The sequence below is a fragment of the Microlunatus ginsengisoli genome (assembly GCF_039537205.1).
GTDB classification, from domain to species: domain Bacteria; phylum Actinomycetota; class Actinomycetes; order Propionibacteriales; family Propionibacteriaceae; genus Microlunatus; species Microlunatus ginsengisoli.
The window spans coordinates 116,416-128,382 of sequence record NZ_BAABAB010000014.1; the positions used below are offsets into that span (position 1 = coordinate 116,416).

Here is an 11,967-nt window from a genome sequence, read left to right on the forward strand (position 1 = left end):
AGCGGAGGCTGATGGCGGGCCTCAGAGGCCGAACTCGGAGCCGAAGTCGCCCTCCTCCAGCCGCGCCTTCACCTGCGACAAGAAGCGGGCCGCGTCGGCGCCGTCGACGATCCGGTGGTCGTAGCTCATCGAGAGATACATCATGTCCCGGATCGCGATCACCTCGCCCAGCCGCGCGTCCTTGATCACCATCGGTCGCTTCACCAGCGCGCCGGTGCCGAGGATGGCCACCTGGGGCTGGTTGATGATCGGGGTGTCCATCAAGGTCCCGGCCGAGCCGTAGTTCGTGATCGTGAACGTGCCGCCGGCGAGCTCGTCCGGGGTCACCTTGTTCGACCGGGTCCGCGCGGCCAGGTCGGCGATCTTCTTCGCCAGCCCGCCGATGTTCAGGTCGCCGGCGTCCTTGATCACCGGCACCAGCAGCCCGCGCTCGGTGTCGACGGCGATGCCAACGTGCTCCGCGCTCGGGTAGGTGACCTCGCCCGCCTCGGTGTCGATCGTCGCGTTGACCTTGGGGAACACCTTCAGCGCCTCGACACAGGCCTTGGTGATGAACGGCAGGTACGACAGGCTCGCGCCCTCGCGCGCCTTGAAGTCGTCCTTCGCCCGGGCCCGGATCCGCGAGATCGCGGTCAGGTCCACCTCGACGGTCGCGGTGAGCTGGGCCGAGACCTGGAGCGACTCGACCATCCGTTTGGCGATGGTCTTGCGCAGTCGCGACATCTTCTCGGTGGTGCCGCGCAGATTGCTCGGCTCGACCGGCTTCTTCGCCGCGGCGGGAGCCGACGCCGCCGGAGCGGGTGCCGCGGCGGCCGGTGCCGGAGCCTCGGCGGCCTTCTTGGCCTCCTCGGCGGCTGCCAGGATGTCCTGCTTGCGGATCCGGCCGCCGACGCCGGTGCCCTTCACCGAGGCGAGGTCCACGTCGTGGTCGGCGGCCAGCTTGCGGACCAGTGGCGTCGCGTAGCCGGAGAAGTCCTGGCCGCCCGCGGCCTCGGCCGGTGCGCTGGCGGCGGGGGCAGGCTCGGACTTCGGGGCCGGCTTCGGCTCCTCGTTGGCGGGTGCGGGCTTGGCGGGTTCGGGCTTCGCCGGTTCGGGCTCCGGCTCGGCCTTTGCTTCCGGCTCGGGCTCGGGCTCCGGCTCGGCGGCGGGTGCCTCGGCGCCCGCCTCGCCGACGATGGCGAGCACCGCACCGACCTCGACGGTCTCGTCCTCACCGACCTTGATCTCCAGCAGGGTCCCGCCCGTGGGCGAGGGGATCTCGGTGTCGACCTTGTCGGTCGAGACCTCCAGCAGCGGCTCGTCGGCCTCGACGGTGTCGCCGACCTGCTTGAGCCAACGGGTGACGGTGCCTTCGGTCACGCTCTCGCCGAGGGCGGGCAGGGTGACCTCGGTGCCGCTCGCGGCGCCGCCGCCCGATCCGGAGCCAGCGCCGGATCCGCCGCCCGATCCACCGGCGGGCTTGGCTTCCTCGGCCTTCTCCTCATCGGCAGCCGACGTCGGCTCCGGCTCCGGCTCGGGCGCCGGCTCGGCGGCCTCGGCGGAGCCGCCGTCGTCGGAGCTGCCGCCGCCGTCGCCGCCGGCCTCGCTCTCGTCGCCGATCACGGCCAGCACGGCCCCGACCTCGACGGTCTCGTCCTCGGCCGCCTTGATCTCCAGTAGCACCCCGGAGGTGGGGGCGGGAATCTCGGTGTCCACCTTGTCGGTCGAGACCTCCAGCAAGGGCTCGTCCGCCTCGACGGTGTCGCCAACCTGCTTGAGCCAACGGGTGACGGTGCCTTCGGTGACGCTTTCGCCCAACGCTGGGAGGGTGACGGAAGTCGACATGGGTGCTGGGACTCCTTCATGGGACTGTTCATGCTCGGGGCGAGCTCGTGCTCAGTGAGGGTCAGCCTAGCCTCAGCCATTCCGGCGCTGACGAGGGTCGACTACCCGCTGTCCGGCCCGTTCAGCCGTGGACGTGCAGCGGCTTTCCGGCGAGCGCCAGGTGCGCCTCGCCGAGCGCCTCGTTCTGGGTCGGATGGGCGTGGATCAGCGAGGCCACGTCACTGGGATAGGCGTCCCAGTTCGTGATCAGTTGCGCCTCGCCGATCAGCTCGCCGGCCCGGGCGCCGACGATGTGGATGCCGACGACCGGGCCGTCGGCGCGGCGGACTAGTTTCACGAAGCCCTGGGTCTTGAGGATCTGGGACTTGCCGTTGCCGCCGAGGTCGTACGTCAGCGTCTCGATCTCGCCGTACGCCGCCCGGGCCGCCTCCTCGCCCAGACCGACCGAGGCGATCTCAGGGTGGGAGTAGGTCACCCGGGGGATGTCCCGGTCCACCACCGGGACCGGCGGCCGGTCGAGCCGCCCGGCCCGGTGCGCGAGATCCTCGGCCAGGAAGATGCCCTGGGCGAAGCCGCGGTGCGCCAGCTGCAGGCCGGGCACGAGGTCGCCGACGGCGTACACCGACGGTACCGAGGTCGCGAGCCGCTCGTCGGTGAACACGAAACCCCGGTCCAGCGCGATCCCGGCCTCCTCGTAGCCCAGCCCGCTGCTGACCGGGCCCCGGCCGACCGCGACCAGCAGGATCTCGGCGGTCAGCTCGGAGCCGTCGGCCAGGGTCACCGTGACCCCGTCGTCGGCGGTGCGGACCCCGGCGAACCCGTTTCCGGTGACGGTGTTGATCTTGCGTTTGCGGAACGCCCGCTGCAGGGCCGCGCTTGCCTCGGGCTCCTCGTTCGGCACCAGCCGGGGCAGGGCCTCCACCACGGTCACCTCGACCCCGAAGGACCTCCAGGCCGATGCGAACTCCACGCCGATCACGCCGCCGCCGAGCACGATCACCGAGGCCGGCAGCCGGTCCAGCCGCAGGGCGTGCTCGCTGGTCAGCACGCGTACGCCGTCGATCTCCAGTCCCGGCAGGGTTCTGGAGGTCGACCCGGTGGCCAGCACGATCGCCGGCGCGGTCAGCCGGTCGTCGCCGACCGTCACCGCCACCGGATCGCCGCCGACCAGCCGGCCCTCGCCGGAGACGACGGTGATGCCGCGCTGCTCGACCAGCCCGGTCAGGCCTTTGTAGAGCCGGGAGACCACACCGTCGGCGTAGCTGCGGACCTCGCCAAGGTCCACCCGATCCAGGGTCGCGTGGACGCCGAACCGGGCACCGTCGCGAGCCGCATCGGCGACCTCGGCCGCGTGCAGGTATGCCTTGGTCGGGATGCAGCCCCGGTGCAGGCAGGTGCCGCCGACCAGGTCCTTCTCGACCAGAGCAACCCTGGAACCCAGCTGGGCCGCACGCAGTGCACAGGCGTAGCCGCCGCTGCCCGCACCCAGCACGACCATGTCAAAGGACCCATCCATGCGGTCATCTTCGCAATCGGGCCGGCGGTGCACTCCACTGGTCGATCCAATCCGACGACCGACACGAGCTGACCACCCGGGGTGGGTGTATGCATGGCAGCGTGGGTGAACGGAGCACGCTGGACGGGGACGACTTCGAGACGTACGTTGCCGAGCCGGCCGGCGAGCCGCGCGGTGGGCTCGTGCTGATCCACGAGATCTGGGGACTGGTCGAGCACATCACCGACGTGGCGGACCGGCTCGCGGGCGAGGGCTATCTGGTGCTGGCGCCGGACATCCTGAGCCGGGCGGGCATCACCCCGCAGGTGGGTGCGGAGCTGCTCCGGCTGCGGACCAGCACCGACCGCGAGGAGCAGGCCCGGCTGCAGCCGCTGATGCGGGAGCGGATGGCACCGGCCCAGGATCCGGCGTACGCATCCTGGGCGGTGGCTGCGCTCCGCGGCACGGTCGATCACCTGGCCGCGAGCGATGGCGTCGGCGATCGGATCGGGGTGCTGGGCTTCTGCTTCGGCGGCAGCTACAGCTTCGCCCTGGCCGCGGCCGACCCGCGGATCCGGGTGGCGATACCGTTCTACGGCTCGCCGCCGGACGAGGCGACCGTCGCGGAGATCCGGTGCCCGGTGCTGGCCTTCTACGGCGACCGGGACGAGCGGCTGATCAGCGGGCTGCCGGCGGTCCGCGAGCGACTGGCGGCGGCCGGCGTCGACTTCACCGCTCAGGTCTATCCGGGCGTCGGGCACGCGTTCTTCAACGACACCAACCCGCATACCTACGACGCGGGCGCCGCGGCGGACGCCTGGGCCCGCACGCTCGCCCTGCTGGAGAGCGAGTTGTCAAGCTCCGGGGGAGCTATAGCGCGCTGAGAACCTGACAAGTCGCGAGTGCGACTTGAGCCGGCCCGACATAATCGAGGCATGGGGTTCTTCCGCCGCGCCGCCGACAAGCTGAACCCCACCCGCGGCCGGGCCAAGCCCGCCGGCGGCAGCGCAAAGGTCGACGAGAGCGTCGCGCTGTATCTGACCGAGTTCGTCCGGACCCGGCGCGGTGTCGAGGCGTACGTCGAGCCGCAGACCATCGTCACCGAGACCACCGTCCTGCTGGTCGCCTGGGACGGGGAGTGGACCCGCCGCCGGGTGCCGTCGCCGCAATGGGCGTACTCCTTCGCCGAGAGCATGCAGATCCCCGGCTACGACGCGCTGGTGGTCGGCTATCCGCAGCGGATGCGCGACTACAACACCCGGCTGACCCGCAAGGTGGAGGACCGCGGTCCGTCGAGCGCCGCCGGCCCGCAGCCGCCGCGGCCGTGGAGTCCCGGCTTCGCCGACGCCGAGAGCGAGCGCCGCGAGTTCAGCGACGACCTCGAGGAAGAGTTCCGCCTCCCGCCCCTGGAGCCCCCGGACCCCCGCTGAGGCACCCTTCGACAGGCTCAGGGCACATACCCGAGCAGCACCGGCTCAGGGCACATACCCGAGCAGCACCGGCTCAGGGCACATACCCGAGCAGCACCGACGCCGCGCGCCGGAATGTGCAGGAGCGTTCTCTGAAACAACGCTTCATCGTTTCAGAGAACGCGACGAACGAGCCGGCCTCAAACGCGGCGGAGCACGGAGCGAGGCTTGCCGAGCGGAGCAATCAAGACAGCGCGGGAGCGAGGCTTGCCGAGCGGAGCAGATTAAGCGAGCGCGGCGGCGAGGGCGACCAGGGTGCGGACGCCGAAGCCGGTGCCGCCGGCGCTGACGTGGCCGTACGGCGACCGGTCGTTGTAGGCCGGCCCGGCGATGTCCAGATGCGCCCAGGCGATGTCCTCGCCGACGAAGTCGCGCAGGAAGGCGGCGGCGACCAGCGCGCCGGCGACCTTCTCCTTGGCGGTCGAGCGCAGGTCCGCGACGGACGAGTCCAGCCGGGGCCGGATCTCGCGCGGGATGGGCAGCTGCCAGAGTTCCTCGCCGGCCGACTCGGCCGCGTCCAGCAGCCGGTCCGCGGTGGTGTCGTCGGTGGCCATCAGGGCGGCCGTCCGGTCGCCGAGGGCCACCACGGCGGCTCCGGTCAGGGTGGCCACGTCCACGATCAGGTCCGGCTCGTCCTCGCTCGCCCGGGCGAGCGCGTCCGCCATCACCAGCCGGCCCTCGGCGTCGGTGTTGCCGTTCTCGACGGTCTTGCCGCCGTACATGGTGAGCACGTCCGAGGGCCGGAACGCGGTGTCCGACGGCAGGTTCTCGGCCAGGCAGGCGTACGTCGTCACCTTCACCTTCAGGCCGAGCCGGGCGATCGCGTCGGTGGCGGCGATCACCGTGGCCGCGCCGGCCATGTCGCACTTCATCGTGTACATGCTCTCGCCGGGCTTGAGGTTCAGGCCGCCGGAGTCGAACGTGATCCCCTTGCCGACCAGCGCCAGGTGGAACGACGCACCGCGCGGCGCGTAGCTCAGCCGGACCAGCCGCGGCGGTCGCGACGAGCCGCCGCCGACCGCCATGATGCCGCCGTAGCCGCCCTTGACCAGCGCGGCGTCGTCCAGCACCTCGACGCCGATCTTGGCGTCGCGGACCAGCGCCTTCGCCTGGTCCGCCAGCGACTGCGGATACAGCAGGTTGGGCGGGGTGTTGACCCAGTCCCTGGTGACCACCACCGCACGCGCCAGCAGCTCCACCCGCGAGATCAGGTCGGCATCCGGCGTCGCGCTGCTCAGCACGGTGATCAGGCCCACCCGGCGCGGCTTCGGGTCGCGGCCGCTGACCGGCGCGTACTCGTACAGGCCGAGCAGCGCGCCCTCGGCCACGGCCTGCAGGGTCTCCGGCTCGTCGGCGCCCAGCGACACCACCACCGACAGCGGCTCGCCGTCGGCCAGCGTCGACGCCTGCCGGACGCCCGCGCCGGCGGCGCGGCGGAGATCCTCCGGGGTCGGAGTGGCCGCACCGACGCCGACCACGAGGATGCGCGGGCCGTCGCCGAGCGCGGGCAGCGTCCGCGTCTTCCCGGCGCCGGTCTTCGCGCCCAGGCTCCGGGCCAGGTCCGCGACGCCGGTCGCGAACGCCTTCGTGTAGGCCGCGTCGAGCTCAGCCGGCACGCCGATCGGACCGTCGTCGGTCAATCCGACCACGAGCACGTCGGCGCCTCGGGGAGCTGTCTGCGCGACGGCGAGCGGAGGCTGGGTCGGTGTGGGCACAGGCGATCCTTCCGGGCGGAAGCGGGCAAGCTGGACTGGCCGCCGCTGTCGGTCGGCTCCAGGCTAGCCCGTCGGCTCCTGGCGTGGCTGCGGTAGGTTCGCCCTTGTCCGGACCCGGGTTTGCCGGGCGATCGAGACGGTTCGGCGGCCAGGGGAGGCGATGGCGGTGAGCGAGGACGACCGGCCGTCCGGGACGGCGCTGCAGACCTCGCCGCTGCACGATCGGCACGTCGCCCTCGGCGCGAAGTTCGCCCCGTTCGGCGGGTGGACGATGCCGCTGGAGTACGCCGGCGGGGGAGTCCTCGCCGAGCACACCGCGGTGCGCTCGGCGGTCGGCATCTTCGACGTCAGCCACCTCGGCAAGGCGACGGTCCGCGGACCGGGTGCGGCCGCGTACCTGAACGCCTGCCTGACCGCCGACCTGGACAAGATCGGGCCGGGCCAGGCGCAGTACACGCTGCTGTGCGCGGCCGACGGCGGGGTGGTCGACGACCTGATCGTCTACCGGCGCAGCGACGACGACCTGCTGCTGGTGCCGAACGCGGCGAACTGCGCCACGGTCGTCCGCATCCTGGCCGAGGCCGCGCCGGCCGGCGTCGAGATCGCGGATCGGCACCCGGACTTCGCGCTGATCGCGGTGCAGGGCACCGAGTCCGACGAGGTGCTGACCGCGGCCGGGTTCCCGGCCGGGCACGACTACATGAGCTTCGTCGAGGTCGACCGCGAGGTGAACGGGCAGGGGCGCGTCGCGGTGACTGTGTGCCGGACCGGCTACACCGGCGAGCGCGGCTACGAGCTGGTGCTGCCCGCGGCCGCGGCCGGCTCGGTCTGGGACGCGTTGACGGCCGCCGGTGAGCCGTACGGCCTGCAGCCGGCCGGGCTCGGTGCGCGCGACACGCTCCGGACCGAGATGGGCTATCCGCTGCACGGCCAGGACATCTCGCCCTCGATCACCCCGGTCCAGGCCCGGCTCGGCTGGGCGGTCGGCTGGGGGAAGGAGCGGTTCTTCGGCGACGCCGCGTTGCGAGCGGAGAAGGCGGCCGGACCGGCCCGCACACTGCGGGGGCTGAAGGCGGTCCGGCGCGGCATCGCCCGACCCGGGATGACGGTTCTCGGCGCGGGCGGCGAAGAGCTGGGAGCGGTCACCTCGGGGACGTACTCGCCGAGCTTGCGGATCGGCGTCGCGCTGGCGCTGATCGACTCCTCGGTCGGGCTGGACGACGTGGTCCAGGTCGACATCCGCGGCCGCCGGGAGGACTTCGTGGTCACCAAGCCGCCGTTCGTCAGCCCGCGGGTGCGTGAGTCGTGAGGTCGCGGCTCGCCCAGGTCGGGCTGATCGTGGCCGGGCTGTTGATCGCGCTGTATCCGTTCACCCTGGGCGCCTCGCCGGAGGTCGATTGCCGGGGGGTGCCGATGGGCCCGGGCCAGACCTGCGCAAAGGCCGACGGGTCGGCGATGGAGACGTACGAGAAACGGGTGGCCGCCGCGAACGCGGCGAAGCCGATCGTCGTGGTGATCGGCCTGGCCGTCGCCGGTTTCGGCGTCGCCCTGCTGGTCGGCTCCTCCCGCCGCCGCGAGGCCGCGGGCGCCACCGCCGACTGACCAACGCTGCCGCGCTCTCGGATCCCCTGGTGCGGTTCGGATCCGTTGTAGCGGATCCGAGCCGTCACAACGGGATCCGGCGTGGGGCGGGGCGGGCTCAGGTGAGCAGGAAGACCGTCTCGCCGCGCTCGGGCAGGGCCACCTCGATCCGCTCGCGATCCCGCTCGCCCAGGTCCGGCAGGGCGTCGAGGGCGAACCAGCCGACCGCGGTGGACTCGTCGTCGCCGACCGCGGCCTCACCACCGACGTAGGAGCACCGAAACGTCATCGAGAAGAACTGACAGCGATCGCCGTTGGGGTACGTCTTCGGCGGGTCCGTGCGCAGCATTGCCAGCCGGTCGACGCTGACCTCGACCGACGCCTCCTCCCAGACCTCCCGCCGGATGCATGTGCCCGGCTGCTCCCCGGGCTCGACGATCCCGGCCGGCAGCGACCACCGCCCGTTGTCGGCGCGCTTCACCAGCAGCAGCTCGGCGTTCGACGGCTGGCCGCGTAGCACCACGCCGGAGACGCCGGGGAGATGGAGCAGCGCGTGCCCGACGTGCTCGCGCAGGTCGAGGATGTATCGCGGTGTCGGCACGCCCCCAGTCTGTCCCCGTCACCTCGTCCACTCGCCGCGCCTCGCGGAAACTGTGCTGTTGTCGCAGTGAGCACCGGCGTGTCGCTGCAACAGCCGCACAGTTTCAGCGGGAACCGGCGGGTCGGGGACCGGGAGTAGCGGCGGGACCGGCTAGACCTCGGGGTCGAGCCGCATCGGGCCGTAGACCAGCCGGTCGGCCTCGTACAGGGTGACGGCGCGGACGCCGGCGTCGAGCAGGTCCGGATAGCACTCGCCGAGCCAGGTCTCGGCCTCGCCCTGGGTCGGGAACGTCTTGTCCAGGCCGGTGTCGCGGACGGCCGGCTCGCCCTTCCAGTGCCAGCTCATCAGACCAGCCGCCGGCCCGGGGACGCCTTGCCCACCAGCGATCCGTCGCGCTGGACCGCATCGCCGAGTGCCTCGTCGATGCCCGCCATCGTCTCCGCCGACAGCGTCTTTCCGGCGGCCTCCGCATTCGCCTTGACCTGCTCGGGGCGGGAGCCGCCGGTGATCGCCGACGCGATGTTGTCGTTCTGCAGGACCCAGGCGACCGCGAGCTGGGCCATGGTGAGTCCCTCGGCCTCGGCGAGCGGGGCCAGCTGCTGCACCCGGCCGAGCAGGTCGTCGTTCTCCACCAGGTTCTTGATGAACCCCGCACCACCGGACTCGTCGGTGGCCCGGGAGCCGGCCGGCGGCGGCTGGCCGGGCTGGTACTTCCCGGTGAGCACGCCCTGGGCGATCGGGGAGAAGACGATCTGGCTGATGCCGAGCTCGCGAGAGGTGGGTACGACCTCGGGCTCGATGATCCGGTACAGCGCGTTGTACTGCGGCTGGTTCGAGACGAACGGGATCCGCAGCTCGCGGGCCAGGGCGTGCCCGGCGCGCAGCTGGTCCGGGGTCCACTCGCTCACCCCGATGTAGAGCGCCTTGCCGGACCGGACGACGTCGGCGAACGCCTCCATCGTCTCCTCCAGCGGGGTGAAGTGGTCGTAGCGATGCGCCTGATAGAGATCGACGTAGTCGGTCCGCAGCCGCTTCAGTGAGTTGTTGATGGACTCGTGGATGTGCTTGCGGGACAGTCCGGTGTCGTTGTGCGTCTTCTCACCGGTCGGGAAGTAGACCTTGGTGAAGATCTCCAGGCCCTCCCGCCGCTCGCCGGCCAGCGCGTCGCCGAGGATCGACTCCGCCTTGCCGTTCGCGTACACGTCGGCGGTGTCGAAGGTGGTGATCCCGGCGTCCAGTGCGGCCCGGACGCACTCGGTCGCGCGGTCCGCCTCGACCTGCGATCCGTGCGTGACCCAGTTGCCGTAGCTGATCGCCGACACCTTCAGGCCGCTGTTGCCGAGGTAGCGGAACTCCATGGACGTTGCCTCCAGGTCGTGTGATGTGTGTCGCGTGGCCCGGCTGCGCCGCGCGGGCCGTCTTGCACAGTAACGCGGACGAAACGTCGCGCTCACCTGCACTGTGGCAGCATCGAGCCTTCATCAGGTCTCCGGTTGCCGACGTAGGTGCCGCTCGGAGGGGCCGTTCCCCCGCACGATCAACTCACCGTCGCGACCGTCCCGGTCGCGGCTGGGAGGAGATGTCCATGCTCACCCGACGTACGTTCTTGTCCAGCACCGCCCTTACCCTGGGAGCCGGCGCCGTCGCCGGCCCGGCCGTACTCGGCTCGCCGATCGCAGAGGCGGCGCCGGCCACGCTCCCGCTCGACCTCGTCAACCGCCGCCACGGCCGGAAGATGTTCGCCACCGTCTGTGGCGTCGATCCGGCCACCGGACGGTGGTTCTTCCTGTCCGCGAAGGGATCGAAGATCTTCCCGAAGGCGTCCGGGTCGGCGAGCGCGACCGTGTCGTCCGACGTGGCGATTCCGTTGTCCAGCAGCGGCCGGATCCGCCGGCTCCGGTTGCCCCGGATGCTGAGCGGGCGGGTGTTCCTCTCCCTCGACCGCCCGCTGCGGTTCGCCGTCACCCCCGGCGGCGGCATTGCGATGCCGTCGGCGGCGAGCCCCTCCGACCCCGGCGCGGCGATCGACTGGGGCTTCTTCGAGCTGACCCTGGACCGCAACGGCGTGTATGCCAACCTGAGCTTCGTCGACTTCGTCGGGCTGCCGCTGTCGATGCGATTGGCGACGTCCGGCGCGAGCCAGTACGTCGGCGGGTTGCGGCACGGCGGCGTGGCCAAGCTCGCGGCCGGGCTGCGGGCCCAGTCGGACAGGGACGGCTCCGGCTGGGATCGGCTCGTGGTCCGGCGTGGCGGTCGAGAGCTCCGGATCCTCAGCCCGAACCTGGCCGCCGACCTGCACGGCGGCGCCAGCCCGGTGGCCGGCTACCTCGATCGCTATGTGGCCGACGTGTGGCGGCACTACCGCTCGCACACCCTGGTGGTCGATACGCAGGCCCGCTGGGGCCGGTTGAAGGGCCGGGTCTCCTCGGACGGACGGCTCGTCTTCGGCGGTGCGGGAAGCTTCGCCCGGCCGTCGACGTACGCCATCTTGAACTGCAGCGTCGCGCCGTTCCACACGTCCAACGACGTGATGGGCAACCTCAGTGCGCGGCTGGCCGCTGCCTTGAACCGGACCTCGCTGCTGGCCAACCCGCATCAGCCGGACACCTCGCCGCGGCACTTCTACACCACCTCGCGGACCAATCACTACGCCCGGCTGGTCCATCGCAACAGCATCGGCGGCGCCGGCTATGCGTTCCCCTACGACGACGTGCACACCAAGGGCTGGAACGCCGAGGGCCGGGTCGTCCACGGCCACCCGAAGCTGCTCCGGATCGAAGCCGGCTGACCGCCGCGCCCGCCCGTCGTGGCCGCGGTCAGCGAGCAGGGAGATCAACTTCGCGCGCCTTCGTGCTACTTCGCTCGCCTTCGTGCTACTTCGCTCGTCGAGGACGACGAGCGCAGTAGCACCAAACCGCGCGAAGTCGCCCCGGGCGCGGCGGGGGCGAGCTTCAGGCAGGAAGGTGAGTTGCACCGACGCTGCGCGCCGGGGAGTGCAGGAGCGTTCGGTGAAACACGTCTTTTCGTTTCACCAGAACCGACGAACGAGCCGGCCTGGAGGGCAGCGGAGCGCGGAGCGAGGCTTGCCGAGCGGAGCAATCAAGCGCGCGCTGCGCGCCGGGGAGTGCAGGAGCGTTCGGTGAAACACGTCTTTTCGTTTCACCAGAACCGACGAACGAGCCGGCCTGGAGCGCAGCGGAGCGCGGAGCGAGGCTTGCCGAGCGGAGCCGTCAAGAGCGCGCAGCGGAGCGCGAGAGCGAGGATCGAACAGGAAGGTGCGTT

General features: G+C 71.6%; 11 protein-coding genes. 5 read left to right on the plus strand and 6 right to left on the minus strand.

Translation table 11 applies throughout. The features are described 5' to 3' along the window. Positions 1-21 precede the first annotated feature (21 nt). Together sucB and lpdA are read right to left on the minus strand one after the other, a co-directional pair. The gene (gene sucB / locus ABD747_RS09885; RefSeq protein WP_344803914.1) at positions 22-1,824 is read right to left on the minus strand and encodes a 2-oxoglutarate dehydrogenase, E2 component, dihydrolipoamide succinyltransferase; all 1,803 of its coding nucleotides are present in this window, start codon (positions 1,822-1,824) and stop codon (positions 22-24) included. Positions 1,825-1,945: 121 nt separating this feature from the next. After that, positions 1,946-3,340 (minus strand): dihydrolipoyl dehydrogenase, encoded by a 1,395-nt coding sequence (lpdA, locus tag ABD747_RS09890; RefSeq protein ID WP_344803916.1) that lies wholly within the window; start codon positions 3,338-3,340, stop codon positions 1,946-1,948. A gap of 101 nt (positions 3,341-3,441) precedes the next feature. On the opposite strand from lpdA, the gene ABD747_RS09895 reads away from it, so the two are divergent. Beyond that, positions 3,442-4,203, plus strand: a complete 762-nt coding sequence (locus ABD747_RS09895; RefSeq protein ID WP_344803918.1) for a dienelactone hydrolase family protein — start codon at positions 3,442-3,444, stop codon at positions 4,201-4,203. A gap of 51 nt (positions 4,204-4,254) precedes the next feature. Further along, positions 4,255-4,749: a hypothetical protein gene (locus ABD747_RS09900; protein ID WP_344803920.1), complete on the plus strand. Its 495-nt coding sequence runs from the start codon at positions 4,255-4,257 to the stop codon at positions 4,747-4,749. A 263-nt stretch (positions 4,750-5,012) separates the two neighbouring features. Here ABD747_RS09900 and ABD747_RS09905 read toward each other — a convergent pair whose 3' ends face one another. Beyond that, positions 5,013-6,503, minus strand: coding sequence for a leucyl aminopeptidase (locus ABD747_RS09905; RefSeq protein ID WP_344803922.1), 1,491 nt, complete (start codon positions 6,501-6,503; stop codon positions 5,013-5,015). 166 nt (positions 6,504-6,669) lie between these two features. Here ABD747_RS09905 and gcvT point away from each other — a divergent pair, with 166 nt between their 5' ends. Then, the gene (gene gcvT / locus ABD747_RS09910) at positions 6,670-7,812 is read left to right on the plus strand and encodes a glycine cleavage system aminomethyltransferase GcvT (protein ID WP_344803924.1); all 1,143 of its coding nucleotides are present in this window, start codon (positions 6,670-6,672) and stop codon (positions 7,810-7,812) included. Further along, on the plus strand, positions 7,809-8,105 hold the full coding sequence (locus ABD747_RS09915; RefSeq protein WP_344803926.1) for a hypothetical protein: 297 nt from the start codon (positions 7,809-7,811) through the stop codon (positions 8,103-8,105). Before gcvT ends, ABD747_RS09915 begins: the two co-directional genes overlap by 4 nt. A gap of 97 nt (positions 8,106-8,202) precedes the next feature. Here the strand turns inward: ABD747_RS09915 and ABD747_RS09920 are convergent, their stop codons facing one another. From ABD747_RS09920 to ABD747_RS09930, 3 genes are all read right to left on the minus strand, one after another. Further along, a complete protein-coding gene (locus ABD747_RS09920; RefSeq protein ID WP_344803928.1) occupies positions 8,203-8,685 on the minus strand; it encodes an NUDIX hydrolase in 483 nt (160 codons plus the stop codon). A gap of 150 nt (positions 8,686-8,835) precedes the next feature. Then, complete coding sequence (locus tag ABD747_RS09925) at positions 8,836-9,030, minus strand: hypothetical protein (protein ID WP_344803930.1); 195 nt, start codon at positions 9,028-9,030, stop codon at positions 8,836-8,838. Next, a complete protein-coding gene (locus ABD747_RS09930; RefSeq protein WP_344803932.1) occupies positions 9,030-10,043 on the minus strand; it encodes an aldo/keto reductase family protein in 1,014 nt (337 codons plus the stop codon). Before ABD747_RS09930 ends, ABD747_RS09925 begins: the two co-directional genes overlap by 1 nt. Before the next feature lie 227 nt (positions 10,044-10,270). Here ABD747_RS09930 and ABD747_RS09935 point away from each other — a divergent pair, with 227 nt between their 5' ends. Beyond that, the gene (locus tag ABD747_RS09935) at positions 10,271-11,473 is read left to right on the plus strand and encodes a glycoside hydrolase family 64 protein (RefSeq protein WP_344803934.1); all 1,203 of its coding nucleotides are present in this window, start codon (positions 10,271-10,273) and stop codon (positions 11,471-11,473) included. Positions 11,474-11,967: the final 494 nt, after the last annotated feature.